The following is a 26465-nucleotide window of genomic DNA, read 5'->3' as shown; positions in this document are numbered from 1 at the left end:
GCTTTGCCCTATCCTCATCGGTTCACCCGGAGAACGACATGAAGACACTCAGCGCGGTACTGGCCGGCGGCGTGCTGCTCGCCGGCGTCACCCTGCAGACCCAGGCCGAGGAGGCCGCCTGCGCCACCGTGCGCCTGGGCGATCCCGGCTGGAGCGACATCGCCGTGACCAACGGCGTCGCCCGCCTGCTCCTCGACGGCCTGGGCTACCGCACCGAGACGCCGACCCTGGCGGTGCCGATCATCTACGCCGGCCTGCACAAGGGCCAGGTCGACGCCTTCCTCGGCAACTGGATGCCGGCGCAGCAGAGCAACTACGACAAGTTCGTCGCCAGCGGGCTGGTCGAGCGCCTGGCGGAGAACCTCGGCGGCACCGAGTACACCCTGGCGGTGCCGCGCTACGTCCACGACGCCGGCGTGCACAGCTTCGCCGACCTCGACCGCTTCGCCGAGCGCTTCGGCCACAAGCTGTACGGCATCGCTTCCGGCTCGCCGGCCAACGAGTCGATCCGGCAGATGATCGCCGCCGACGAGTTCGGCCTCGGCGACTGGAAACTGGTCGAGTCCAGCGAGCAGGCGATGCTGGTGCAGGTCGGCCGCGCGGTGAAAAACGAGCAGTTCGTGGTGTTCCTCGGCTGGACCCCGCACCCGATGAACGTGCAGCACGACATGCGCTACCTGCGCGGCGGCGAGAAGTACTTCGGCGCCAGCGGCACGGTCAACACCCTGGCGCGCAAGGGCTACGCCGCGCAGTGCCCGAACGTCGCCCGCCTGCTCGGCAACCTCAAGTTCACCCAGCAGATGGAGAACGCCATCATGGACGAGGTGCTCAACCGCAACGTCGACCAGACGCTGGCGATCCGCGTCTGGCTGAAGAGCAATCCGGCGGCGCTCGACGGCTGGCTCGAGGGGGTGACCACCCGCGACGGCGGCGACGGCCTGGCGGCGGTCAAGGCCCGGCTGTAAATGCACGTGGCGCCGCCCGCCTGCGGCGCCGCTCGGTTACCCTGTGCCCATCCCACGCCAGGTCACCCCCGTCATGCCCGATCGCTACACCCTGCTGCCGTTGCTCCGCTGGCTGCCGCAGACCACCGCGCGCAGCCTCGGCCGCGACGCCCTGGTCGGCCTGACCGGGGCGATCCTCGCCCTGCCGCAGTCGATCGCCTACGCGCTGATCGCCGGCCTGCCGGCCGAGTACGGCCTGTACGCCGCGGTGGTGCCGGTGATCGTCGCCTGCCTGTGGGGCTCGTCGCTGCACCTGATCGGCGGGCCGACCGCGGCCGTCTCGGTGGTGCTGTTCGCCAGCGTCAGTCCGCTGGCCACGCCGGGCAGCGCGGACTACGTCGCCCTGGTGCTGCTGCTGAGCTTCCTCGCCGGCCTCTTGCAGTGGCTGCTCGGCGCGCTGCGCCTGGGCAGCCTGGTCAACTTCGTCTCGCAGTCGGTGCTGCTCGGCTTCACCCTCGGCGCCGCGCTGGTGATCGCCCTCGGCCAGTTGCCCAACCTGCTCGGCCTCGAGCTGCCCAGCCAGGCCACCGCGCTGCAGGGGGTGTGGCAGCTGTTCATGCACCTCGGCGCAGTGCAGTGGCCCTCGCTGCTGGTCGGCGTGCTGACCCTCGCTGTGGCGCTGGGCGTGCGCCGCCTGTGGCCGCGTCTGCCGGCGCTGCTGCTGGCGATAGGCGCCGGCAGCGCGCTGGTCTGGCTGCTGCCCGGCTGGTTCGCCGCGGTACCGCAGGTCGAGGCCTTCGCCGGCAACCTGCCGCCGTTCACCCCCCTGCATTTCGACCTGACCAGCGCGCGTGAGCTGCTGCCGGCGGCGGCGGCGCTCGGCCTGCTCGGCCTGGTCACCAGCCTGTCGATCGCCCGCGCCCTGGCCAGCCAGTCGCAGCAGGTGCTCGACGTCGACACCGAGGTGCGCGGCCAGGGCCTGTCGAATATGGTCGGGCCGTGGTTCGCCGGCTACCTGTCGGCCGGCTCCTTCACCCGCTCGGCGCTCAACCAGCAGGCCGGCGCCCAGTCGCCGCTGGCCGGGGTGTGCTCGGCGCTGTGGGTAGCGCTGTTCGCCCTCGCCGGCGCGGCGCTGATCGCGCACATCCCGCTGCCGGCGATGGCCGCGTCGATCCTGCTGATCTGCCGCGGCCTGGTGGACGCCCCGGCGCTGCGCGCGCTGTGGCGGGTGAGCCGGGCGGAGTTCGCGGTGATGGCGCTGACCTGCGCCGCCACCCTGCTGCTGGAGCTGCAGACGGCGATCTTCGCCGGGGTGCTGGCTTCGCTGTTCGTCTACCTCAAGCGCACCTCGCAACCGCGCCTGCGCCGCTGCCGCGAAGGGGCGGACGAGGTGCTGGCCATCGAGGGTTCGATCTTCTTCGGCGCCTGCCCGTTCCTGCAGCGGCAGATCCAGCGCAGCCAGGCGGCCCGCCTGGTGCTGGACGCCCATCACGTCAACTTCATCGACTACGCCGGGGTGGTGATGCTGCACCAGGAAGCGCGCCGCCTGCAGGCCAGACAAGGCCGCCTGGTGCTGCGCCGGGCACGTCCGCAGGTGCGCGAAGAGTTGCTCAAGCTGACGGCGCCCGGGGAGTGCCCGCTGCAGTTCGAGGAGTGAGCAGGCGGCTCAGAGGTCGTAGACCACCGAGGTCTCCGGCAGCACCGACAGATCCAGCGGGCGCACGCTGCCGAGCCAGATGGCGCGGTCGCGGTGGTCGGCGAGATCCTCGCCGCTGATCGGGTGGACGAACACGGTCAGCCCCTGGCGGTTGAGCGCCAGCCACGGCAGCACAGCGGCCAGCAGCTCGGCACGGAATGCCAGCTGGCAGCTCCAGTCCGGATGCGGGCCGACCGGCTTCTCGTGCACGCGACCCATCTTCAGCCCCGGGAAGCGCGCGGCAGCCGCCTCGCACAGGGCGCGCGCCTGCTCGAGGGTGCCGGCGTCGAAGTAGACGTGGGCGTGCCAGCCGCGGATGCGCGCGCTGTCCAGGTAGTCGGCCATCGTCTCAGCCCGCCAGCTGGCGGCGCAGCTCGGCCAGCACCGGGGCGCTGTCCGGGCGCACGCCGCGCCAGAGGTAAAACGCCTCGGCGGCCTGCTCGACCAGCATGCCCAGGCCGTCGAGGGTGCGCGCCGCGCCCTGGGTCTGCGCCCAGCGGTTGAAGGCGGTGGTGTCCTTGCCGTACATCATGTCGTAGCACACGGTGTGGCCCGGCTGGATCAGGCTGGGCGCCAGCGGCGGCAGCTCGCCGGCGAGGCTCGCCGAGGTGCCGTTGACGATCAGGTCGAAGGGCACGTCCAGCCAGTCGAAGCCGCTGGCGACCACCGGGCCGAGGTCGGCGAACAGGCGCGCCAGCTCCTCGGCCTTGGCCACCGTGCGGTTGGCGATCACCAGCTCGAGCGGCTGCTCGGCGAGGAAGGGTTCCAGCACGCCGCGCACCGCGCCGCCGGCGCCGAGCAGCAGGATGCGCCGGCCGCGCAGCTCGATTCCGGCGTTCTTGAGGTCGCGCACCAGGCCGGCGCCGTCGGTGTTGTCGCCGAGCAGGCGGCCGTCTTCCAGCCTCTTCAGGGTGTTCACCGCGCCGGCGCGGGCGGCGCGCGCGGTCAGCTCGTCGACCAGGCGATAGGCCTCTTCCTTGAACGGCACGGTGACGTTGGCGCCACGCCCCTCGCGGAAGAACTCGCGGGCGAACGCGCTGAAGCCGTCCAGCGGCGCCAGCAGCGCCTCGTAGCTGAGCTGCTCGCCGGTCTGCGCGGCGAACATCTGGTGGATCAGCGGCGACTTGCTGTGGCCGATGGGGTTGCCGAATACGGCGTAACGGTCCATGGGAATCCTCGGAGCAGGCGGATACCGTAGGGTGGACAACGGCGCAGCCTTGTCCACCTGGGGGCATTGCGGTGGAAGATCGCTGCGCGCGTCTTCCACCCTACGGGGTTCAGGCGTTTTCGCCCAGCCAGTCGCGGTCCTGCAGGAAGTACTCGGTCAGCCGCGCCTCGGGGGTGCCCGGCTCCGGCTTCCAGTCGTAGCCCCAGCGCACGATCGGCGGCAGCGACATGAGGATCGACTCGGTGCGCCCGCCGGACTGCAGGCCGAACAGGGTGCCGCGGTCGAACACCAGGTTGAATTCGACGTAGCGGCCGCGGCGGTAGGCCTGGAACTCGCGCTGCTGCTCGGTGAACGGGGTGGCCTTGCGCTTCTGGACGATCGGCAGGTAGGCCTCGATGTAGGCGTCGCCCACCGCGCGGATGAAGGCGAAGCAGGTGTCGAAGTCCCACTCGTTGAGGTCGTCGAAGAACAGGCCGCCGATGCCGCGCGGCTCGCCGCGGTGCTTGAGGTGGAAGTAGCGATCGCACCAGGCCTTGTAGCGCGGGTAGACGTCGGCGCCGAACGGCTCGCAGGCGGCGCGCGCCACGCGGTGCCACTCGATGCAGTCTTCCTCGTGGGCGTAGTAGGGAGTCAGGTCGAAGCCGCCGCCGAACCACCACACCGGCTCCTCGCCTTCCTTCTCGGCGCAGAACAGCCGCACGTTGGCGTGCGAGGTGGGCACGTGGGGGTTTTCCGGATGGATCACCAGCGACACGCCGAGGGCCTGGAAACTGCGCCCGGCCAGTTCGGGACGGTGGGCGCTGGCCGACGGCGGCAGGCCGTCGCCGAACACGTGGGAGAAGTTGACCCCGCCCTTCTCGATCAGCGCGCCGTTCTCGATCACCCGGGTGCGGCCGCCGCCGCCGCCCTCACGCTCCCAGGTCTCCTCGCGAAAGCGTGCGCCGCCGTCCTCGGCTTCGAGGGCGGCGCAGATACGGTCTTGCAGGTCGAGCAGGTAGGCCTTCACGGCGGCGATACGATCAGTCACAAGTCACCTCGAATCCAGACTGGGCCGCGCAGCGCGTGGCCTGCGGCGCGAAACAGGCGGCAAGCATACCACCGCCGCCGGCGCCTCGCGCTTGACGCAGGTCGGTGCGCCGGGTTGGATGGACGCCTTGCTCTCCCACGAGGATCACGGCCATGGCCAAACGCATCCAGCTCAGCCGCACCGGCGGCCCCGAAGTGCTCGAATACGTCGATTTCACCCCGGCCGCGCCCGGCCCGCGCGAGGTGCTGGTGCGCAACCAGGCCGTCGGCCTCAACTTCATCGACATCTACTACCGCAGCGGCCTGTACCCGCTGAACCTGCCCGCGGGCCTGGGCAGCGAGGGTGCCGGGGTGGTCGAGGCGGTCGGCGCCGAGGTTCACGAGTTCCGGGTCGGCGAGCGGGTGGCCTACTGCACCGGCCCGCAGGGCTCCTACGCCGAACTGCACTGCGTGCCGGCCGACGTGCTGGTGGCGCTGCCCGACGGGGTGAGCTGCGAGCAGGCCGCCGCGGCGACCCTCAAGGGCCTGACCGTGCAGTACCTGCTGCGCCAGATCGGCCAGCTCGAGGGCGGCGAAACCGTGCTGTTCCACGCCGCCGCCGGCGGCGTCGGCAGCCTGGCCTGCCAGTGGGCCAGGGCGCTCGGGGTGAAGCTGATCGGCACCGTGGGTTCGGCCGAGAAGGCCGCGCGCGCCGAGGCGCTGGGCGCCTGGGCGACCATCGACTACAGCCGCGAGAACGTGGTGCAGCGGGTGCTGGAGCTCACCAATGGCGAGAAATGCCCGGTGGTCTACGACTCGGTTGGCAAGGACACCTGGGAGACCTCGCTGGACTGCGTGGCCAAGCGCGGCCTGCTGGTCAGCTTCGGCAACGCCTCCGGGCCGGTCACCGGGGTCAACCTCGGCATCCTCGCGCAGAAGGGCTGCCTGTACGTCACCCGGCCGACCCTGGCCGGCTACGCCGACACCCCGGCGCGCCTGCGCGCGATGGCCGCCGAGCTGTATGGGCTGATCGTCGATGGCACCCTGCAGGTGGACATCGGCCAGCGCTACGCCCTGGCCGACGCCGCCCAGGCGCAGACCGCGCTGGCCTCCCGGCAGACCACCGGCTCGACCATCCTGCTGCTGTGACCGGGCGCCGCCCGTCGCTCAGGACGGGCGGATCACCTGTCCCGTGCGCAGGTCGCGGATCAGGCTGGGATTGCGCCGCCCGCCCAGCTGGCCGCCGAGCACGCCGTCCAGCTCGCCGCCGAAGTACTGCTCGACGCGCAGGCGGCTTCGCGCCGCCGGGCGCCCGGCGGGGTTGGCCGAGGTCGACACCAGCGGTCCGGTGTGCGCGCACAGCGCGCGCACCAGCGGATGGTCGCTGACGCGCAGCGCCACGCTGTCGTGCATCCCGCTGATCCACTCGGGCAGGCGGCCCTGGTGCGGCACCAGCCAGGTGTTCGGCCCCGGCCAACTGAGCTGCAACTGGGCACGCCAGGCCTGCGGCAGGTCGGCGAGCAGGAAGTCGAACTGCGCCATGTCGGCGGCGACCAGGATCAGGCCCTTCTCCACCGGCCGGTCCTTGAGTTCGAGCAGGCGGTAGACCGCAGCCATGTCCCAGGGATTGCAGCCCAACCCCCAGACCGCCTCGGTGGGATAGGCGATCACTCCGCCCGCACGCACCACCCGCGCCGCCTGCTGCACCCGCCACTGCCCGACCATGACCACCTCTGCTCGCTGGAAAAAAGTGCGGCGCAGTGTATCCGTTCGCCTCGCCAGCGGCAGCGGGCCCGACGGGCTGCCTGTAAGCAGATTTATCCGCGCCCGCTACAGCACACCCAGCAACCCGCCTCGCAGACGATGCGCCCGTCCAGCTCCAGTTCGGTGAGCTGGGCCAGCAGATCGGGGAGGGCCAGGCCGCTGCTGGCGGCCAGCGCCTCGCTGCTCTGCGGTGCGGCGCGCAGCAGGGCGAGCAGCGGGTGCTCGTCCGTCGGCGCGCAGGGCGGCGCCGGCGCTGGCGACGGGAGCTGCCAGCCGCGCAGGGCGGCGAGGATGTCCTCCACCGTCTCCACCAGCTGGGCGCCCTCGCGGATCAGCTGGTGGCAGCCGCGCGCGCCCGGGTGGTGGATCGAGCCGGGGATGGCGAACACCTCGCGACCCTGTTCGGCGGCCAGCCGTGCGGTGATCAGCGAGCCGCTGGACGGGCTGGCCTCGACCACCAGCACGCCGAGCGACAGGCCGCTGATGATGCGGTTGCGGCGCGGAAAGTTGCCGGCCTGCGGCGGGGTGGCGAGCGGCAGCTCGGACACCAGCGCACCGCCCTCGGCGACGATGCGCCCGGCCAGGCCGAGGTGGCGCCGGGGATACAGGCACTGCAGACCGGTGCCGAGCACCGCCACGGTGGCGCCACCGACCTCCAGCGCGCCGTGATGGGCGGCGCCGTCGATGCCCAGCGCCAGGCCGCTGGTGACCACGAAGCCGCCGCCGGCCAGGCTGCGGGCGAAACGCGCGGCGGTGTCCAGCCCGGGCCGGCTGGCCTGGCGGCTGCCGACCATGGCCAGCTGTGGGCGCTCGAGCAGCGTCGGCGCGCCGGCGACGAACAGCAGCGGCGGGGCGTCGCACAGCTCGGCGAGCAGGGCCGGGTAGCGCGGATCGTCGTGCCCCAAGAGGTGCTGATCGGGCCTTTCCAGCCAGCGCAGGGCCGCGGCGGCCTGCTCGCGCACCGCGGTGCTGCGCCGCGCCAGCGCGGCGGCGGCGGGCAGGCCGAGCGCGCGCCAGGCGCTGGCCGGGGCGCTGAGGGCGGCGCCCGCCGAACCGAAGGCGGCGAGCAACTGGCGAAAGCGGCGCGGGCCGATTTCCGGCAGGGCATGCAGGCGCAGGCGGGCTTCCGCTTCGGCCGGCGACAGAGCGTCTGGACAGGGCATGGCGATCATCCTTGATCGGGAGGGAGAGCTGGCTGCAGCCTGGGATGGCGCGGCAGAAACGACAACGCCCCCGGACGGGGGCGTTGGCTTGGCGGCGCAGCCGTTACGGATTGCGCACCTTGTCGAGCACCGCCAGCTGGCGGCTGGCGTTGAGCACCAGGCCATAGCTGAGCTTGTCGTAGGCGCGGAACACCATCAGCAGGCCGGCGCGCTCGTCGGGGATCTTCACCGACTCGCCGGTAACGCGGTCGCGCACGGTCTCGCCGGTCTTGTACACCGCCAGCACGTTGCCTTCCTCGAGGCCGTCGCGACGGCCCTTGTTGAGGGTGACCACGTCGAGCTGGCCGATCTGGCTGACGCCGCGCGGCACGTCGAGGATCACGCCATCGATCGGCGCGGCCGGCTCGCTGGGCATGAAGGTGGAGCTGACCGAACGCTCCTCGGTGGGCAGCAGGCGGTCGCCGATGCGCACTTCCTGGGTGGTGCGGCTGAGCACCAGGGTGGCGACATCGCCGTCCTCGGCCACCACCTCGCCGGTGCCGATGTCGTCGGCGTTGATGCCGAGGACTTCCTTGGTCTGCGGATCAGTGTAGGTCTTGCCCTGGCGGTAGATGCCGTAGACCTGACCCTCGCCACTCCCGGAGAAGGCGCCGCGCGCATACAGACGGTCGCCGGCGCCGCTGACCACCCGCTCGGCATTGCCGGCCACCACGTAGGGCGCCAGCTGCAGCGGGGTATCGCTGTCGAGGATGCGGTTGCTGAGCAGGAAGCTGTTGATCTTCTCCAGGGGAATCGCCGGGATCGCCTCGGCCAGCGGGGTGCTGCGCACCTTGGGCGACAGCTTGATGGTGCCGCGCGACTCGCCACGGTTGAGCATGATGTAGGGCTTGCCGTCGATGTAGACCAGATTGAGGACATCGCCCGGATAGATCAGGTGCGGATTCTGCACCTGCGGATTGGCCTTCCAGATCTGCGGCCACTTCCACGGCTGACTCAGGAACTTGCCGGAAATGTCCCACAGGGTATCGCCGCGCGTCACCGTATAGGTTTGCGGATGACCGTCCTTGAGCTGGACTTGGGCCTGAGCCAGGCTGCCAGCCGCCATCAGCAGCAGGGCGACTAATGATTTCCTCATGAGGTGAATCCCTTTATCATGTGCCGACGGTCGCCGCAGTGCGCGCGCCGGCGAAATACGCGGTTTCAAGCCGGTTTTCGAGCTGCCCGGCATCTTATCAGCCGGTTTTCGATTGATTCCACAAGTGCATCACAAACGCATATGGCGATCCTGAACATTCTCGAATTCCCCGATCCCAGGCTGCGCACCCTCGCCAAGCCGGTGACGGCGGTGGACGACTCCATCCGCCAGCTGATCGACGACATGTTCGAGACCATGTACGCGGCCCCGGGCATCGGCCTGGCGGCGACCCAGGTCAACGTGCACCTGCGCGTGGTGGTGATGGACCTGTCCGAGGACAAGAGCGAGCCGCGGGTGTTCATCAACCCCGCACTCGAGCCGCTGACCGAGGACCTCGGCCCCTACCAGGAAGGCTGCCTGTCGGTGCCCGGCTTCTACGAGAACGTCGACCGCCCGCTGCGCGTGCGCATCAGGGCGCTGGACCGCGACGGCCAGCCGTTCGAGGAAGTCGCCGAGGGCCTGCTCGCGGTGTGCATCCAGCACGAGTGCGACCACCTCAACGGCAAGCTGTTCGTCGACTACCTGTCCAGCCTCAAGCGCGACCGGATCAAGAAGAAGCTGGAAAAACAGCATCGCCTGCAACACTCCTGATCCACCGGAAGGCTTGCCGCGGCAAGCCTTTTTCTTTCAGCGAGAATCCATGAGCCAGTCCCTGCGCATCGTCTTCGCCGGTACCCCGGAATTTGCCGCCGTCCACCTCCAGGCCCTGCTCGATGCCGGCCAGACCCCGGTGGCGGTGTACACCCAGCCCGACCGCCCGGCCGGCCGCGGCCAGAAGCTGATGGCCAGCCCGGTCAAGCAGCTCGCCGTGGCGAACGACATCCCGGTGCTGCAACCGGCAACCCTGCGCGACCCGGCAGCCCAGGCCGAACTGGCCGCGCTGCAGCCCGACCTGCTGGTGGTGGTGGCCTACGGCCTGATCCTGCCGCAGGCGGTGCTCGACATCCCGCGCCTGGGCTGCATCAACAGCCACGCCTCACTGCTGCCGCGCTGGCGCGGCGCCGCGCCGATCCAGCGCGCGGTGCAGGCCGGCGACGCCGAGAGCGGCGTCACCGTGATGCAGATGGAGGCCGGCCTGGACACCGGGCCGATGCTGCTCAAGGTCAGCACGCCGATCGGCGCCGACGACACCGGCGGCAGCCTGCACGACCGCCTGGCCGCGCTCGGCGCCGCCGCGGTGGTCGCGGCCATCCCGCAGCTGGCCGCCGGCACCCTGGTCGGCGAGACGCAGGACGACACCCTGGCGACCTACGCGCACAAGCTCGACAAGGACGAGGCGCGCCTCGACTGGAGCCGCCCGGCCGACGAGCTGGAACGCCTGGTGCGCGCCTTCAATCCCTGGCCGATCTGCCATACCACGCTCGGCGAAGCGGCGCTCAAGGTGCATTCTGCCGAGCTGGCGCAAGGGCAGGGCGCATCGGGTGAAATCCTCGAAGCCAGCCGCGACGGTCTCACCGTGGCCTGCGGCGCGGGCGCGCTGCGCCTGACCCGCCTGCAGCTGCCCGGCGGCAAGCCGCTGGCCTTCGCCGATCTGTACAACAGCCGGCGCGAGCAGTTCGCGCCCGGCCAGGTGCTGGTCTGATGGCCGTCAATCCACGTCTGGCCGCCGCCCGCGCGCTCGGCGCCGTGCTGGCCGGCAAGGCCTCGCTGGGCAGCGCGCTGCCGGCGCAGCTGGACAAGGTCGAGCCGCGCGACCGCGGCCTGACCCAGGAACTGGCCTTCGGCACCGCGCGCTGGCAGCCGCGCCTGGCGCTGCTGGCCGGCAAGCTGCTGCAGAAGCCGTTCAGGGCCGCCGACACGGATCTCGAGGCACTGCTGCTGGTCGGCCTGTACCAGCTGCTGTACACGCGAATCCCCGCCCACGCCGCGATCGGCGAGACGGTCGGCTGCGTCGACAAGCTGAAGAAATCCTCGGCCAAGGGCCTGATCAACGCCGTACTGCGCCGCGCCCAGCGCGAGGGCGAGGCGCTGCTCGCCGAACTGGAGCGCGATCCGGCGGCGCGCACCGCCCACCCGCGCTGGCTGCAGAAGGCGCTCAAGGCGCACTGGCCGGCGGACTGGGAAGCGATCTGCGCCGCCAACAACAGCCATCCGCCGCTGACCCTGCGGGTCAACCGCCGCCATGGCACGCGCGACGCCTACCTGGCCGAACTGGCCGCCGCCGGCATCGCGGCGACGGCCTGCCCGTTCAGCCCGGATGGCGTGCAGCTGGCCAGCCCCTGCGACGTCACCGCCCTGCCGGGCTTCGCCGCAGGCCGGGTCAGCGTGCAGGACGAAGCGGCGCAACTGGCCGCCGACCTGCTCGAGCTCAAGCCGAACCTGCGCGTGCTGGACGCCTGCTGCGCGCCAGGCGGCAAGACCTGCCACCTGCTGGAGGCCGAGCCCTCGCTCAGCGTCACCGCCGTCGACCTCGAGGAGAGCCGCCTGCAGCGAGTGCGCGAGAACCTCGCCCGTCTGCAGCTCGACGCCCGGCTGGTCGCCGCCGACGCCCGCGCGGTGGGGGAGTGGTGGGACGGGCGACCGTTCCAGCGCATCCTGCTCGATGCGCCCTGCTCGGCCACCGGGGTGATCCGCCGCCATCCGGACATCAAGCTGACCCGCCAAGAAGGCGACATCGCCGCCCTGGCCAGCCTGCAGGGCGAGCTGCTCGACGCCCTGTGGCCGACCCTGGAGGTCGGCGGCGTGCTGCTGTACGCCACCTGCTCGAGCCTGCCGACCGAGAACACCGCGGTGATCGACGCCTTCCTCGTCCGCACCCCCGGCGCGCGCGAGCTGGACATCCCCGGCCCGTTCGGGCTGAAACAGCCGCACGGTCGCCAGTTGCTGGCCCAGGTCAATGGCCACGACGGTTTCTACTATGCCAAGCTGATCAAGATCGCCGCGGCGCCGCGGGCCTGACGGCATCGACGGGGTGGGCTGCGCCCCAACAAGAACGCGGCGGGCCAGGACCCGCCCACAAGGAGTAGTCGGATGAAGATCATCATTCTCGGCGCCGGCCAGGTCGGCGGCAGCCTGGCCGAGCACCTGGCCAGCGAGGCCAACGACATCACCGTGGTGGATACCGACGGCGAGCGCCTGCGCGATCTGGGCGACCGTCTGGACATCCGCACCATCCAGGGCAAGGGCTCGTACCCGACCGTGCTGCGCCAGGCCGGCGCCGACGACGCCGACATGCTGGTGGCTGTGACCAACAGCGACGAGTCGAACATGATCGCCTGCCAGGTCGCCTACACCCTGTTCAACACGCCGACCAAGATCGCCCGGGTGCGCGAGGCGGCCTACCTGACCCGCGCCGGCCTGTTCAGCAACGAGGCGATCCCGGTCGACGTGCTGATCAGCCCCGAGCAGGTGGTGACCAACTACATCCGCCGCCTGATCGAATATCCCGGCGCCCTGCAGGTGCTCGACTTCGCCGAGGGCAAGGCCCAGCTGGTCGGCGTGCGCGCCTACTACGGCGGCCCGCTGGTCGGCCAGCAGCTCAAGCAGATCCGCGAGCACATGCCCACCGTCGACACCCGGGTGGCGGCCATCTACCGCCGCGACCGGCCGATCATCCCGCAGGGCGACACGGTGATCGAGGCCGACGACGAGGTGTTCTTCATCGCCGCGCGCAGCCACATCCGCGCGGTGATGAGCGAGCTGCGCCGGGTCGAGGACAGCTACCGCAAGGTGGTGATCGCCGGCGGCGGCCATATCGGCGAGCGCCTGGCCGAGGCCATCGAGACCCGCTACCAGGTGAAGATCATCGAGATGAACGCGGCGCGCTGCCGCTACCTGTCCGACACCCTGGAAAGCACCATCGTCCTGCAGGGCAGCGCCTCCGACCGCGACCTGCTGGTCGAGGAGAACATCGCCGACGCCGACCTGTTCCTCGCCCTGACCAACGACGACGAGGCCAACATCATGTCCTCGCTGCTGGCCAAGCGCCTCGGCGCGCGCAAGGTGATGAGCCTGATCAACAACCCGGCCTACGTCGACCTGATCCAGGGCGGCGAGATCGACATCGCCATCAGCCCGCAGCAGGCCACCATCGGCACCCTGCTGACCCACGTGCGCCGCGGCGACATCGTCGCCGTGCACTCGCTGCGCCGCGGCGCCGCCGAGGCGATCGAGGCCATCGCCCATGGCGACGCCAAGTCCAGCCGGGTGGTCGGCCGCAAGGTGGCCGACGTGCCGCTGCCGCCGGGCACCACCATCGGCGCCATCATCCGCGACGAGGAAGTGCTGATCGCCCACGGCGACACCCTGATCGAGTCCGGCGACCACGTGCTGCTGTTCCTCGTCGACAAGAAGCACATCCGCGACGTGGAACGGCTGTTCCAGGCCGGCCTGACCTTCTTCTGAACCCGCACCGCCCGCCGCCGCGCCCCGGGCGGCGGCGCGGCGCATCGCCGTGAATCGCCGCCATGCACTACGCCGTCATCTGCCGGATCCTCGGCCTGCTGTTGACCATCTTCAGCGTCACCCACCTGCCGCCCATGCTGCTCGGCGTGCACGACGGCGACGACACCTGGCGCAGCTTCGTCTGGTCGTTCGCCATCACCCTGGTCACCGGCGCGCTGATCTGGTTTCCCAACCGCGCGGCGCGCGGCGAACTGCGCGTGCGCGACGGCTACCTGATCACCGCGCTGTTCTGGTTCGTCCTCGGCACCTTCGGCGCCATCCCCTTCCTGCTCGGCGAGAAGCCGCACATGGCTCCGGTCGACGCGCTGTTCGAGGCCTTCTCCGGCCTCAGCACCACCGGCGCCACCGTGCTCACCGGCCTCGACGAGTTGCCGCGTTCGATCCTCTACTACCGCCAGCAGCTGCAGTGGCTGGGCGGCATGGGCATCGTGGTGCTGGCGGTGGCGGTGATGCCGATGCTCGGCATCGGCGGCATGCAGCTGTACCGCGCCGAGATGCCCGGCCCGCTGAAGGACAACAAGCTGTCGCCGCGCATCGCCGACACCGCCAAGACCCTGTGGCTGATCTACTGCGGCCTGACCGTCGCCTGCGCGCTGGCCTACTGGCTGGCCGGCATGACCCCGTTCGACGCCATCGGCCACAGCTTCGCGACCATCGCCATCGGCGGCTTCTCCACCCACGACGCCAGCATCGCCTTCTTCGACAGCCCGCTGATCGAGGCGATCTGCATCTTCTTCATGGCCGCCTCGGGGATGAACTTCGCCCTGCACTTCCTCGCCCTGCGCAGCCGCTCGCTGAGCGCCTACCTGCGCGACCCCGAGTGCATGACCTACCTCAAGCTGCTCGCCGCGGTGTTCACAATCACCACCCTGGTGCTACTGGTCTACGGCCACCACGAGGACCCGGTGGACTCGGTGCGCTTCGCCGCCTTCCAGGTAGTCTCGGTGTTCACCACCACCGGCTTCGGCGTCGACGACTTCAGCGTCTGGCCGAGCTTCCTGCCGTTCCTGCTGATCTACACCACCTTCATCGGCGCCTGCGCCGGCTCCACCGGCGGCGGCATGAAGGTGATGCGCGCCATGCTGGTGGTGCGCCAGGGCCAGCGCGAGATCCAGCGCCTGCTGCACCCCAGCGGCGTGTTCGGGGTGAAGATGGGCCGACGCAAGGTGCCGGACCGGGTGATCGAGTCGGTGTGGGGCTTCTGCGCCATGTACATGGTCACCTTCTTCGGCCTCATGCTGCTGCTGCTCGGCACCGGCATCGACCCGATCACCGCCTTCTCGACCCTGGCCTCGTGCATGAACAACCTGGGCCCGGCGCTCGGCGAAGCCACCGCCCACTATGCGCCTCTGCCCGACAGCGCCAAGCTGCTGCTCAGCCTGGCGATGATCCTCGGCCGCCTGGAGGTGTTCTCGCTGGTGGTGCTGCTGTCACCAGGCTTCTGGCGCTACTGAGGCGCACTCCGGTAGGGTGGACGAGCGCGCGGCGCGGTCCACCGCCGGCCGCTGCGCAATCGTCCAGCCACCACAGGGGAATGCCCATGACCACCATCGCCGCACTGGAAAGGATGCTGGCCGCCGGCCGCGACAACGCCCTGCTGCGCTTCGGCCTGGGCAACGCCCACCTCGACGCCGGCGACGCCGCACAGGCGGCGCTGCACCTCGCGCGCTGCGTGGAACTCGACCCCGACTATTCGGCGGCCTGGAAGCTGCTGGGCAAGGCCCATGCGGCGCTCGGCGCCACGGACGCGGCGCGCGCCGCCTGGCAGCAGGGCCTGGAGGCCGCCCGCCGCCGCGGCGACAAGCAGGCGGAGAAGGAGATGACGGTGTTCCTGAAAAAGCTGGACAAGCCGCGTGCCGGCTAGTCCCGGCAATGCCGCGGAGGCCGCCCGATGAACTGCACCAGCCGCAGGATCGACCGCCTGCGCCGGCAGATCCCCGGCTTCGCCTGCGAGCCGGGCTGCCACGACTGCTGCGGGCCGGTCACCGCCTCCTCCGAGGAGATGTCGCGCCTGCCGGTGAAGAGTGCCGCAGAGCATGACGCGGCGCTGGCCGAGTGGAACTGCGTGCACCTCGGTCCGCAGGGCTGCGAGGTGTACGACGAACGCCCGCTGATCTGCCGCCTGTTCGGCACCACGCCGAGCCTGCCCTGCCCGCGCGGCCGCGGGCCGGCAACGCCCGCCAGCGCGCAGGTCGAGCAGCAGGTGCACGAGCTGATCGCCAGCACCCGCCAGGTGCTGGTCTAGTACCCGCACGGCTCGCCCTGCGGGGCCACCTGCTTCGGCGCCCGACGCCGCCCCGCCACGACATCAGCGCCACACCGCGCTCCAGCCGCCACGGACCTGACCGGCCGTGGCGGCTGTGGTTTTGCCCGGCCCTTACCCTGCGCTCACAAAAAGTTGTACAAAATATTGTATAAACAGTTAAATCTGTACAACTTAAACCTGTCATAGCGGATCACCACAATGCCGGCCTCCACCAGCAGAAGACTCAGCATCGGCCAGCGCCTGGCCCTCGGTTTCGCCGTCATTCTGGCGATGATGGTGGTGCTCACCTTGATCGGCGTGAATCGCGTGGGGGTGATCAGGAACAGCCTGGTCGCCATCAACGAGGCGCACAGCGTCAAACAGCGGCAGGCGATCAACTTCCGCGGCAGCGTGCACGACCGCGCCATCGCCCTGCGTGACGTGGTGCTGGCCCGCTCGGCCGTCGAGCAGCAGGCCGCCCTCGCCGAGATCCAGCGCCTGGCCGATCGCTATGCCGAGGCGCAACGCGTGCTCGACGGCCTGCTGCAGAAGAGCAGCGGGGTCCAGCAGAAGGAGCGCGAACTGGCCGCGGCGATCCGCGAGGTCGAGCAGCGCACCCTGCCGCTGGCCAATGCGGTGATCGCCGCCGAGCGCAACGGCCGGCCGGACGAGGCCCGCACCCTGCTGCTCGAACAGGCCGCACCGGCCTTCAGCGACTGGCTGGCCAGCATCAACGCCTTCATCGACCTGCAGGAAGGCGAGATCCGCCGCGACTCGCAGACGGCCACCGCGATCGCCTACAGCTTCTCCTGGCTGATGATCGTGCTCTGCAGCGCCGCCCTGCTCTGCGGCGTGCTGCTGGCCGTCCTGATCACCCGGCGCTTGCTGGCCCAGCTGGGTGCCGAACCGGACGAGGTGCGCGAACTGGCTGCCGCCATCGGCCGCGGCGAACTGGCCGTCGGCGGCCAGCCCCGCGGGCACACCGACAGCATCCTGGCCGCCCTGCTGGCGATGGCCGCCCAGTTGCAGGACACCGTGGCGCGGGTGCGCCAGGCGGCCGACGCGGTGTCGGTCGGCAGCACGCAGATCTCCCGGCATGGCGACGAGCTGAGCGAACGCTCCGAGCAGCAGGTCAGCGCGCTGACCGCCACCGCCGCCGCCATGGAAGAACTCGGCGCCACCGTGCACCTGAATGCCGACAACGCCCGCCAGGCCGACCAGCTGGCCGCCTCGGCCGCCAGCGTGGCCAGCCGCGGCGGCGAGCTGATGCAGGCGGTGGTGACGACCATGGGCGACATCAACAGCCGCTCGCGGCAGGTCGCCGACATCGTGACGATCATCGACGGGATCGCCTTCCAGACCAACATCCTCGCCCTCAACGCCTCGGTCGAGGCGGCACGGGCCGGCGAGGAGGGCCGCGGCTTCGCCGTGGTGGCCAACGAGGTACGCCATCTGGCCCAGCGCAGCGCAGAGGCCGCCAAGGACATCAAGGCGCTGATCGGCGAAACCCTGCAGAGCGTCGAGCGCGGCGCCGGACTGGTCGACGACGCCGGGCACACCACCGCGGAGATCGTCACCGCCATCGCCCGCGTCTCGCAGATCATGAGCGAGATCAGCACCGCCAGCCGCGAACAGAGCATGGCAGTCGAGCAGGTCAGCCGCGCGGTGGTGGACATGGACCGCACCACCCAGATCAACCGCCAGCTGGTCACCGACAGCGCCCAGGCGGCGCACAGCCTGCAGCAGCAGGCCGAGGCGCTGGCTGCGGCGATGGCGGTGTTCCGCCTCGACAGCCACGCCGGCGCCCCGCCCATCCCGGATACTGCGGCGCTGCCGGCAGCGCCCGCCGCCCGCGTGCCGAGCCTGGCCTTCTGAAGCGTAGCGGGGCGGACCCGAGCCGCCCCGGCTGTCGCACCGTGCGCTGCAGCAGCAACGCCGCTGCCCCTCGGAACGGAGCCGCGGTGTTGCGGATTGCCGCGTGACACCCGGGCCGCCGGCGCTGGCCAGCGCCCGCCCGGCAGCCCGAGCGCGACTTCAGTCGCCGACGAAAGCCAGCGCCACGCCGCCGCTCTCGCAACGCAGCACACGCATGCGCACCAGCGGAGCCTCTCCCGGCAGCCCCTGGACCTGACCACAGACCAGCTCGCCGGGCTGCATGAAGCCATGGGGCTCGTCGATCAGCACGAACACCCCGCCATCGGAGATGTCGCGGGTGGTGACCTGCAACCTGCCGAGCTGCGGATGCTCGATGCACAGCGGAACCTGCATCGGTGTGCGCACATGCACGCGACGGTTTTCCATGTTCGGGATCGTCCTGTCTGCGGAGGAGGTCAGACGCTACCGGCCATATGCCAGCACGACAAGCCTGAGCGGCTTCAGTACCAGCGCCGCTCGCCCTCCGGGCGCTTCTTGAAGCGCTTCATGCTCCACATGTACTGGCTCGGCCAGCGCCGCACGTAACCCTCGATCACCCGACTCATCGCCGCCACCCCGACCGCCGGATCGGTGCTGTACATGTCCTCCGGCGCCGCCTCGATGATCACCTTGAAGCCGCTGCCGTCCTCCAGACGGATGGCATGCAGGAACACCCCCTCGGCCTTGTGGCCGGCGAGCATGCCGGGGACGAACTTACTGGTCAGCGCCTGCACGGCGAAGAACGGCACGAACAGGCCGCTGCCCTCGCTCGGCTCCGGGTCGGCGGGGATGCCCACCGCGCCGCCGCGGCGCACCTCCTTGATCACGCTGAGGATGCCTTCCTTGGTCGACGGCGCCACGCGGTTGCCCATCTGCACGCGCTGCTGCTGCAGCAGCTCGTCGACCGCCTTCTGTTTGGGCGGGCGGTAGAAGATGATCGGCTTGCACTGGTCGCAGTAGAAGTGGTTGAGCACCTCCCAGTTGCCCAGGTGGCTGGTGATGCCGACCACACCCTTGCCGCTGGCCAGCGCCGCCTGCAGCACCTCGAGGCCCTCGACCTCCCGGACCAGCGCCAGCGACCTGCGCGGCGGCCAGATCCACGCGCAGGCGCTCTCGGCGAAGGTCTTGCCGATGTCGCGCAGGGTACGCCCGAGCAGCGCCTCGCGCTCGGCTGCATTCAGCTCGGGAAAGCACTTGGCCTGGTTGATGCGCACCACCTCGCGCGAGCGGTTGGGCAGCTTCCACAGCAGCCAGCCGATCGCCGCGCCGAGACGTTGCACGGCCGGCCAGGGCAGGGCGGCGACCAGGCGCAGCGCACCCACCACCAGGGCGCCTTTGATCTTCTCCACAGGATTCTCCCGTGATTGGACAGGGCGACCATTGTACCCTTCGGGGCAGCAAAGCACGCCACTTCAGCCCGCTGCACCTGATCGGCCCGCCGCCGACAGGCGGGCCAGCGACTGCGCAACTCCTTGCCCAGCGGCGCCGGCGCCGGCCGCGGGAAAGCCGCGCCAGCCCAGGCCCCGCCTGGCCTCGGGCAGCCTGCGCAACTTCCTGCACGGCGCTGCGCAGGATCTTGCGCAGACTTTGGTGATGCAGACCACACCGCGCCACGACAGGTCCCGAAAATTAAGCACAACTCATTGTTTTTAAAAGAATAAATTCGTCTGGCATGGTGCTTGCTATCACCCGGACTACCGGACCGCTCCGGTCCATGACCCAGGCAAAGGAGAGCACCCATGCCAACCCCCGCGTACCTGTCCATCGAAGGCACCAAACAGGGCCTGATCACCGCAGGCACCTTCACCGAGGACTCGGTCGGCAACATCTACCAGGAAGGTCATGAGGACCAGATCCTCGTCGAGGCATTCCAGCACCAGGTCATCATCCCGCGTGACCCGCAGTCCGGCCAGCCCACCGGCCAGCGCGTGCACAAGCCGCTGATGATCACCAAGGTGTTCGACAAGTCCTCGCCGCTGATCTTCAACGCCCTGACCTCCGGCGAGCGCCTGAGCAAGTGCCGCCTGGAGTGGTACCGCACCTCGGCCACCGGCACCCAAGAGCACTACTTCACCATCGAACTGCATGACGCCATCATCGTCGACGTTCAGTCGCGCATGCCCAACTGCCAGGACCCGAACATGGCGCACTTCACCCACCTGGAGGACGTCTACTTCACCTACCGCAAGATCGTCTGGACCCACGAGGTTTCCGGCACCTCCGGCTCCGACGACTGGCGCGCGCCGATCTCCGCCTAATCGCGGCTCGCCCCTCGCAGTCCACGCATCGGCCAGGCTCTCTGGCCGATGCCGTTTGCGGGCCGCGACTGGCCCGAAATGCCGAGCGCTTCCTGTCCACACCCGGGCAGATGACGTAAAACAACGCCCCGTTCATGGAAGACCGACGAGGAACAACGGATGTTCGCTCCGGCCAACGCCGCCCATTTCACCTTGCACATCGACGGCCTCAACGACGACCTGCAGGTCCTCGAGTTTCACGGCCGCGAAGCCATCAGCCAGCCCTGGCGCTTCGACCTGGAACTGGTCAGCGAGCGCGCCGACCTCGATCTCGAAGCCCTGCTCAACCGCCCGGCCTTCCTCGCCTTCGCTCCGGACGGTGCCGGTGTGCACGGTCTGATCCACCACATCGCCCAGGGCGACTCCGGCCAGCGCCTGACCCGCTACCGGCTGAGCCTCGTGCCGCGCCTCGCCTATCTGGCCCAGCGGGTCAACCAGCGCATCTTCCAGCACCTCACGGTGCCGCAGATCGTCGCCCGGGTGCTGGAGGAGCACGGCATCCTCGCCGGCGACGGCTATCGCTTCCAGCTCGGCCCGACCCTCTACCCCCAGCGCGACTACTGCGTGCAGTACGCCGAGTCCGACCTGCACTTCGTGCAGCGTCTGTGCGAGGAGGAAGGAATCCACTACCACTTCCGCCACACTCCGGACGGCCACCTGCTGGTGTTCGGCGACGACCAGACCGTGTTTCCCAGGCTGGCGCCAGTGAGCTACCAGCAGGACTCCGGCCTGGTCGCCGACACCCCGGTGGCCAAGCGCTTCGGCGTGCGCCTGGAAACCCGCACCAGCAGGGTCACCCGCCGCGACTACGACTTCGAACAGCCGCGCCTGCAACTGGAGAGCGCCTTCGCCAGCGAGTTCGAACCGGATCTGGAAGACTACGACTACCCCGGCCGCTTCACCGACCGCACCCGCGGCCGGCACCTGGCTCGCCGCGCCCTGGAACGCCAGCGTGCCGACCACCAGCTGGCCGAGGGCGCCAGCGACCAGCCGTTGCTGCGCAGCGGCCACTTCCTCGAACTCGGCGAGCATCCGCGCGCCGACTGGAACCAGCTGTGGCTGCTCACCGAGCTGCACCACGAAGGCAAGCAGCCGCAGGTGCTGGAGGAATCGATCACCAGCGACGTGGCGACCGGCGACGGTTTCCAGCAGGGCTACCGCAACCGCTTCCTGGCCACGCCCTGGGACAGCCCTTACCGCCCGCCGCTGGCCCATGCCAAGCCACGCCTGCTCGGCAGCCAGAGCGCCGTGGTCACCGGCCCCAAGGGCGAGGAGATCCACTGCGACCAGTACGGCCGCGTGAAGGTGCAGTTCCACTGGGACCGCGAAGGCCAGGCCGACGACGCCACCAGTTGCTGGCTGCGCGTCTCCAGCAGCTGGGCCGGCGACCGCTACGGCGGCATCGCCATCCCGCGGGTCGGCATGGAAGTGCTGGTCAGCTTCCTCGAAGGCGACCCCGACCAGCCGCTGGTCACCGGCTGCCTGTATCACAAGGAGCACGTGGTCCCCTACGACCTGCCGGCCAACAAGACCCGCAGCGTATTCAAGACCCTGAGCACCCCCGGCGGTGGCGGCTACAACGAACTGCGCATCGAGGACCGCCAGGGCCAGGAGCAGATCTACCTCCACGCCCAGCGCGACTGGGACCAGAACATCGAGCACGACCAGAAGCTCCGCATCGGCCATGAACGCCACGACACCGTCGAGGCCAATAGCTATAGCGAGTTCAAGGCCGAGGAACACCGCACCACCCAGCTTGATCGCAAGAGCGAAGTACGCGCCAACGATCACCTGACCATCGGCGCCAGCCAGCACGTGAAGCTGGGCAGCGGCCAGTTCGTCGAGGCTGGGCAGGAAATCCACCTGTCCAGCGGCCTCAAGGTGGTGCTGGAGGCCGGCAGCGAGCTGACCTTCAAGGCAGGGGGCAGCTTCGTCAAACTGGACGGCAGCGGAGTGACCCTCAGCGGCGCCACGGTGAGGATCAACAGCGGCGGCAGCCCCGGCACGGGGACATCGGCGGCACCATTGCTGCCAGGGCCGCTGCAGCAGGCGGATACGGACAAACCGGGCCTGCCCCTTGAGGCGCTGGTGAAGCAGCTCCTGGTTTTCCGTCAGAGCAAGTCGGGGGTTTGTGAGGTGTGTGAAGCGGCCAAGGCGCAAGGAGAGCGCAAATGAACGGACGCAAGTTTTCCGGCGCCTTGCTCATGGATGGAGCCGCTTTCGATGACGCCGTGCAATGGATTTATCGCCAGTACACCGACGTCACTCCGCTGCCGTTGCTCCGCGGCACTGACTACGACCCCATTGCCGAAGCGGGCCCCATTCTTATTGGGGCGTCGATTGGCAGCCCCATCCATCGACACTGGCAGGCCGGCACGAACGAAATGGCGGATGCTGTTTGGTTGGAGAACCGGGTTCCGATCCAGACACTTTTCACCGCTTTGCAGCGGCGCCTGCGCGTGCTTGCCCCGGACAGGCGCGAATTCTGGCTGCGCCTGGGCATGGCTGAGCCGCTGCGCCAGGCCTGGAAAGCGCATCAGCAATGGCCGGACGGCTTCTGGTACGGCGTTGACAGCGTCTGGCTGCACCACGCGGGGGCCGTTCATTGCGCATGGAACAACCCCTCACCCGAACGTGACTGTACCCGACCTACCGACAACCCTCTGGACGCCCAGGTCGCTCTGGACTGGCCGCTGCTTCAGACGTTGTCGGCGACTGATCCACAGGAGGTGGACTGATGGCGGCTCCTGCCAACTTCAAACCTGCGGCATGCCCGTTGTTGAGCGCCGTCTGGCCCATGCGCTATGCCATCGGCACGACACCGGCCATCGATACCTCCGCCTTTGAGTTACCCGCACTGACGGGAAACTTTCCACCACTGGGGGAGGCGTATGACGATGGACAGGGGCAGCCCCTGAACTACACGGCAAGGTTGCTCAGGGATGGCTGGCTTTATGTCTGGCAGGCCGGTCAGAAGCGTCTGCTCGAATACAAGGTCAGCACTGCTCGGCTCACGGAAACGTCTCGAGGCGGAAAGGTCATCGATGCCAGTGCCCGGCCCTATCTGCTGGTACCCGCTGGCGCTGCGCTGGGCCTGGTCTGGTCGCCCGCGCAATGGAGCGATGCGCAGTTCCATGCAGCCAAGACCAACGCCAAGGTACGCCAGCGAATCATGCGGACCTTGACGCCGGGTGTCGCTCCGTTCAGCGGCAAGCCTGACGGGATCCGACCTGCGCAGGGCGACTATCTCTCGCCCCAGGGCTTCGGGTGGAGCTGCGAGGCGTCACCCGGACTGCCAGACTGGGCGCGGACGCTGAATGACATGGGCCGTTGCGAACAACAGGCCTACGCGGTGGTCGACGATGCATGGGGCGTGCTGCTGGACCTGGCCGCCTTGCTGCGCCGGCGCAAGGCAGGCTTCGACGCGTTTCGCACCAAACACTCCGAAGAATGGGCCATCGCCGACGTACTGAAGCAGTTGAGCGACAGCGACAACCAGCTTCGTCAGAACATGCCGAGCATGACGCGCTTCGACAGGCTTCAGGCGGCATGGAAACAACAGCAGGACGAAGAGGCCGCCTACGCGAACGACATGCGTCGCCTCGCCACACTCTGGGTCGGCTGGTTCGAGACACTCGGCCAGAAAACGCCAGCGAGTCTCGAGACCGCCTGCGGCCACTTCGATATCACTCAACCGGAAGCACGCGCGTTGCTGGAGGCGAATTTTGCCGCTGGCTGCCTGGGCCCGGCGGAGACCTCCCTCGGGGTCAAATCCCTGACCAGGGCGCTCGATTACTCGAGCCTTGGCGATGCCAGGCCCTGGTTGCTCTGGGCCCTGCTGGGGCTGTACGAGCGCGCGAGCGTGCCCGAGCTCAAAACGCTGCTCGATAGCGGCGACAACCTGAACGACAACCTCGGCGCCACGGCCAAATCCGGCGCTCAGATGGGGCGTGCGCTGGCGCTCACGGCGATGATCAACCTGGCCGCCAACAAGTTCGCTCAACGAAGACTGGCCGACGCCTCGGAGGCCTTGTTCATCGCACTATCTCCGGTAGCGGGTGTGCACCTGCATAACGCCAACGCTGAGCAGCCGCTGAATGCCGCGGCCAAGGCCTTCATGGCGGCATCCCTGGCGCGTAGCGGCCAACGCCTCGCCGTGCATGCCGCCGACCCCCGCCAGATCGGTGAATGGCTCAGCGAGCAGATGGGGACGCGGTCCCAACTACCGAGCAAGTTCAAACTCACGCCTCTGGCAGGGGCGGTGAAGGAGGCCCTGCCATTCTTCCATCTGGTGCCGGCTCAAACGGTACAGGCGACAGCCAAGTTGCTGCCACTGGACCCGCAACTGGCCGCTACCCATCCGGGCGATCTTCTTAGCATGGGCAAGGAGGCTGTGAGTCGAGCTCCGCTCAAGTGTTTGCTGGTGATGATGGCGGGGTGGAATCTGACGGTGGGTGGTAAGCAGCTCTACGATGCTGCTTCGGTCAAAGGGCTATTCAACGCTGCAAGTAGTGGGTTTGGGGTGCTATCCGCCGGTAGCGCTACTCTCCAGAAGGTTGTCGAACTGAATTGGGACGCTGCCGTTAAAGCGACGGGGAGCATGTCAGTTTCCGCCCAGGCAACCTTGGCCAATGCACTGGGATTGGGAGCCGGCACCTTTGCCTTGCAGGGCATCGTTTCCGGTCTGGATACCGTGGTCTACGGCATGGAAGTCTTGGAGGCCTACCGCGCCGGGGATCTGGATACCGCTGCAATCAACGCCGGACTCACTGTTGCCTCCGCCGCCAATCTGACGCTGATGGTACAGGCCTTCCGGGCCTACCGTGCCGCTCGGGCCGCAGTACTGGCCGGTGAAGCTGCTGCAATGGCAAGGGGACTCGGCGTAATGCCCCATCTGGCGCCCAAGGCGCTGGGGCTGGCGCTGACCATCTTCGCTGGCGTCTTCATGCGGCTCTATACCAAAGACACGCCGTTGGAGGCCTGGGTAAAAGGCACGCGCTTTGGCACCCATCCGGCGGATTGGGCCAACAGCTATACGAAGAGCATGCTGGAGTTCTACAAGGTGGTCTTCCCGGTCAGCTTCGACGCCTACCGCCTCAATGAACTCAACCCATACACCGGCATGGTGGAAACCACCTACCTGATCCTGCGCCTGCCGGGCCAGATGTCTCTCACCAATGAAATGATCCACTTCAAGGGCGAGGAAGTCTGGGGCGGTATTTTGGGCTTTGGCAGCCGGAAAAAGGCTGTGGAGTGGGCCGGCAAGGATTTCGATCGTCATAGCGGCACCCGCGTGCAGGCGGAGATCGGTGTCGCTACTTTCCGGCGCGTGTATCACGAGGAAAACGGGCAGGAACTTAACCAGATCAGCGGCAAACTTACTTACTATCCGGTTCCGGGCCTGGCGTTGCCGCCCATAACCATCAAGGAAATCGCTTGGATATGAGTTTCAGCCAACTGCTGCAACAAGCTCGTGCGAAGTTTGGAAACAATCCCGTGAAGGTGTTGAGCGCCGGTCAGCCAACGGGCGAAGTGCCGATGGATTTATTTCTCGTGGAGGAACACACCTTAGACTTCCTTACACTTAATGTTGGGGGAGACAGTGACAGGGGCTTGGTTACTGGAGCATTGGTAGGCTTCGGTGCATTAGGACTTATGGTCTTTGTTGTACTTTTTGCCTTGGATCAGGATTGGACGTCCGCACTGACCGGTCTGATGTTTGTCCTTCTTTTTTCGGTACCTCCGTTCCTTTGGGAGACACTACGCCCCATGCCGCTGCCAATCTTGTTTAATCGTCGCACTCGAGAAGTGTACTTCGAACAGAGCGGCACGCTTTATCACACCCCTTGGGACGATATCCGCGCGATAGCCGGCGAATTCATGATGGTCGGCCCGCAGATGGGGGGCATGCGCTGCGCCTCGCTGGAGGTGCTGATGCATCGCTTCGAGCATCCGCAGGAGCAGATTCTGGTCAGCCTCGGGCTGCCCATGGGCAAGACGCTGTCCCTGCAGAAGAGCCTCTGGGAGTACATCCGCGCCTACATGAACAACGGTCCGTGGTTCGACAAGGACGGCCGGCACAGCGAGTCCGATGCCTACATGAAGAGCCTGCAATCGGCACGGATCAAACGCACCGACTGGCACAAGCACACCTTGGAAAAGATCCGCAAGGACAAGGCCGAGAATCAGGGCAAGAACTACCTGAGCGGGCTGGATGCCGCGATGCTGATCGGCAACCTTCTGTTCTATCCGATGAACTGGGTTCATGAGTTCACCAACAGCGTCGCCAGGCGTCGCCCTCGGAAGGGTTGGCCGAAGGTGGTGCAGGAGCGGCTGCGCCCGGACGGCCCGACCAGCCGGCTGATCGATCTGGAACGGCAGGAAGCCGCCTGAACCGGCTTGGCTTTTCGTTGGCAATTCTCAAGGAAGCCGCTTGGATATGAGTTTCAACCAACTGCTACAACAAGCTCGAGCGAAGTTTGAAAAGAATCCAATGGAGGTGCTGAGTTCTGGCCAGACAACCGGCGAGATACCGATGGGCCTGTTTCTCGTAGAGGAGCATACAGATAACTATCTAGCTCTCAACGCTGGAGGTGATTCAGACAGAGGCCTCATAACTGGAACTGTAGGGGGGGGGGCCTTATGGTGTGCGGCGGCCTTTCACTTGTCA

At 68.5% G+C, this 26465-nt stretch carries 24 protein-coding genes and 1 pseudogene; 17 read left to right on the top strand and 8 right to left on the bottom strand.

Features of this window, described 5'->3' with window-relative positions; all coding sequences use genetic code 11:
* The first annotated feature begins 38 nt into the window (after positions 1-38).
* A complete protein-coding gene (gene choX, locus BLT78_RS17455) occupies positions 39-965 on the top strand; it encodes a choline ABC transporter substrate-binding protein (protein WP_090350963.1) in 927 nt (308 codons plus the stop codon).
* Between the two features lie 73 nt (positions 966-1038).
* Positions 1039-2601, top strand: a complete 1563-nt coding sequence (locus BLT78_RS17450; protein WP_090350961.1) for a SulP family inorganic anion transporter — start codon at positions 1039-1041, stop codon at positions 2599-2601.
* 9 nt (positions 2602-2610) lie between these two features.
* Here the strand turns inward: BLT78_RS17450 and BLT78_RS17445 are convergent, their stop codons facing one another.
* The 3 genes from BLT78_RS17445 to hemF form a co-directional block, all read right to left on the bottom strand.
* A complete protein-coding gene (locus BLT78_RS17445) occupies positions 2611-2985 on the bottom strand; it encodes a DOPA 4,5-dioxygenase family protein (RefSeq protein ID WP_090350959.1) in 375 nt (124 codons plus the stop codon).
* 4 nt (positions 2986-2989) lie between these two features.
* On the bottom strand, positions 2990-3808 hold the full coding sequence (gene aroE, locus BLT78_RS17440; RefSeq protein WP_090350957.1) for a shikimate dehydrogenase: 819 nt from the start codon (positions 3806-3808) through the stop codon (positions 2990-2992).
* 109 nt (positions 3809-3917) lie between these two features.
* The gene (gene hemF / locus BLT78_RS17435; protein WP_090350955.1) at positions 3918-4835 is read right to left on the bottom strand and encodes an oxygen-dependent coproporphyrinogen oxidase; all 918 of its coding nucleotides are present in this window, start codon (positions 4833-4835) and stop codon (positions 3918-3920) included.
* A 152-nt stretch (positions 4836-4987) separates the two neighbouring features.
* On the opposite strand from hemF, the gene BLT78_RS17430 reads away from it, so the two are divergent.
* Positions 4988-5962: a quinone oxidoreductase family protein gene (locus BLT78_RS17430; protein WP_090350953.1), complete on the top strand. Its 975-nt coding sequence runs from the start codon at positions 4988-4990 to the stop codon at positions 5960-5962.
* 18 nt (positions 5963-5980) lie between these two features.
* Here the strand turns inward: BLT78_RS17430 and BLT78_RS17425 are convergent, their stop codons facing one another.
* From BLT78_RS17425 to BLT78_RS17415, 3 genes are all read right to left on the bottom strand, one after another.
* Positions 5981-6538 carry an L-threonylcarbamoyladenylate synthase gene (locus tag BLT78_RS17425; RefSeq protein ID WP_090350951.1) on the bottom strand — a complete coding sequence of 186 codons (558 nt, stop codon included), beginning with the start codon at positions 6536-6538 and terminating at the stop codon, positions 5981-5983.
* A gap of 92 nt (positions 6539-6630) precedes the next feature.
* Positions 6631-7740, bottom strand: a complete 1110-nt coding sequence (dprA, locus tag BLT78_RS17420; RefSeq protein ID WP_090350949.1) for a DNA-processing protein DprA — start codon at positions 7738-7740, stop codon at positions 6631-6633.
* 103 nt (positions 7741-7843) lie between these two features.
* Positions 7844-8875 carry a LysM peptidoglycan-binding domain-containing protein gene (locus tag BLT78_RS17415; RefSeq protein ID WP_090350948.1) on the bottom strand — a complete coding sequence of 344 codons (1032 nt, stop codon included), beginning with the start codon at positions 8873-8875 and terminating at the stop codon, positions 7844-7846.
* Positions 8876-9016: 141 nt separating this feature from the next.
* Here BLT78_RS17415 and def point away from each other — a divergent pair, with 141 nt between their 5' ends.
* From def to BLT78_RS21990, 9 genes and pseudogenes are all read left to right on the top strand, one after another.
* A complete protein-coding gene (gene def, locus BLT78_RS17410; protein WP_090350946.1) occupies positions 9017-9526 on the top strand; it encodes a peptide deformylase in 510 nt (169 codons plus the stop codon).
* 49 nt (positions 9527-9575) lie between these two features.
* On the top strand, positions 9576-10517 hold the full coding sequence (gene fmt / locus BLT78_RS17405; RefSeq protein ID WP_090350944.1) for a methionyl-tRNA formyltransferase: 942 nt from the start codon (positions 9576-9578) through the stop codon (positions 10515-10517).
* Positions 10517-11833, top strand: coding sequence for a 16S rRNA (cytosine(967)-C(5))-methyltransferase RsmB (rsmB, locus tag BLT78_RS17400; RefSeq protein WP_090350942.1), 1317 nt, complete (start codon positions 10517-10519; stop codon positions 11831-11833). The genes fmt and rsmB overlap by 1 nt, the downstream gene beginning before the upstream one ends.
* Before the next feature lie 72 nt (positions 11834-11905).
* Positions 11906-13279, top strand: a complete 1374-nt coding sequence (gene trkA / locus BLT78_RS17395) for a Trk system potassium transporter TrkA (RefSeq protein ID WP_090350941.1) — start codon at positions 11906-11908, stop codon at positions 13277-13279.
* 62 nt (positions 13280-13341) lie between these two features.
* A complete protein-coding gene (locus BLT78_RS17390; protein WP_090350939.1) occupies positions 13342-14793 on the top strand; it encodes a TrkH family potassium uptake protein in 1452 nt (483 codons plus the stop codon).
* A gap of 86 nt (positions 14794-14879) precedes the next feature.
* Positions 14880-15203 (top strand): tetratricopeptide repeat protein, encoded by a 324-nt coding sequence (locus tag BLT78_RS17385; protein WP_090350938.1) that lies wholly within the window; start codon positions 14880-14882, stop codon positions 15201-15203.
* A gap of 27 nt (positions 15204-15230) precedes the next feature.
* Positions 15231-15584: a YkgJ family cysteine cluster protein gene (locus tag BLT78_RS17380; protein WP_090350936.1), complete on the top strand. Its 354-nt coding sequence runs from the start codon at positions 15231-15233 to the stop codon at positions 15582-15584.
* 219 nt (positions 15585-15803) lie between these two features.
* Positions 15804-16328, top strand: a pseudogene (locus BLT78_RS21995) (MCP four helix bundle domain-containing protein); the annotation flags it as partial.
* A gap of 72 nt (positions 16329-16400) precedes the next feature.
* Positions 16401-17459 carry a methyl-accepting chemotaxis protein gene (locus BLT78_RS21990; RefSeq protein ID WP_408003116.1) on the top strand — a complete coding sequence of 353 codons (1059 nt, stop codon included), beginning with the start codon at positions 16401-16403 and terminating at the stop codon, positions 17457-17459.
* Positions 17460-17618: 159 nt separating this feature from the next.
* On the opposite strand, the gene BLT78_RS17370 is transcribed toward BLT78_RS21990, so the two are convergent.
* Positions 17619-17885, bottom strand: a complete 267-nt coding sequence (locus tag BLT78_RS17370; protein ID WP_090350934.1) for a PilZ domain-containing protein — start codon at positions 17883-17885, stop codon at positions 17619-17621.
* 74 nt (positions 17886-17959) lie between these two features.
* Positions 17960-18847, bottom strand: coding sequence for a lysophospholipid acyltransferase (locus tag BLT78_RS17365; protein WP_090350932.1), 888 nt, complete (start codon positions 18845-18847; stop codon positions 17960-17962).
* Positions 18848-19237: 390 nt separating this feature from the next.
* Between BLT78_RS17365 and BLT78_RS17360 the strand changes: the two genes are divergently transcribed.
* The 5 genes from BLT78_RS17360 to BLT78_RS17340 all read left to right on the top strand — a co-directional run bounded on the left by BLT78_RS17360 (position 19238) and on the right by BLT78_RS17340 (position 26188).
* Positions 19238-19756 (top strand): Hcp family type VI secretion system effector, encoded by a 519-nt coding sequence (locus BLT78_RS17360; RefSeq protein ID WP_090350931.1) that lies wholly within the window; start codon positions 19238-19240, stop codon positions 19754-19756.
* 159 nt (positions 19757-19915) lie between these two features.
* Positions 19916-21970, top strand: a complete 2055-nt coding sequence (tssI, locus tag BLT78_RS17355; protein WP_090350929.1) for a type VI secretion system Vgr family protein — start codon at positions 19916-19918, stop codon at positions 21968-21970.
* On the top strand, positions 21967-22533 hold the full coding sequence (locus BLT78_RS17350; protein WP_231975648.1) for a DUF4123 domain-containing protein: 567 nt from the start codon (positions 21967-21969) through the stop codon (positions 22531-22533). The genes tssI and BLT78_RS17350 overlap by 4 nt, the downstream gene beginning before the upstream one ends.
* A complete protein-coding gene (locus BLT78_RS17345; RefSeq protein ID WP_090350928.1) occupies positions 22533-25241 on the top strand; it encodes a toxin VasX in 2709 nt (902 codons plus the stop codon). Before BLT78_RS17350 ends, BLT78_RS17345 begins: the two co-directional genes overlap by 1 nt.
* On the top strand, positions 25238-26188 hold the full coding sequence (locus BLT78_RS17340) for a DUF6708 domain-containing protein (RefSeq protein WP_090350926.1): 951 nt from the start codon (positions 25238-25240) through the stop codon (positions 26186-26188). The genes BLT78_RS17345 and BLT78_RS17340 overlap by 4 nt, the downstream gene beginning before the upstream one ends.
* The last annotated feature ends 277 nt before the right edge of the window (positions 26189-26465 follow it).

It is taken from the genome of Pseudomonas oryzae (assembly GCF_900104805.1).
Classification (GTDB): Bacteria; Pseudomonadota; Gammaproteobacteria; order Pseudomonadales; family Pseudomonadaceae; genus Geopseudomonas; species Geopseudomonas oryzae.
Note: the sequence above shows the minus strand (reverse complement) of the source record. Positions and strands in the feature narration are given on the sequence as shown.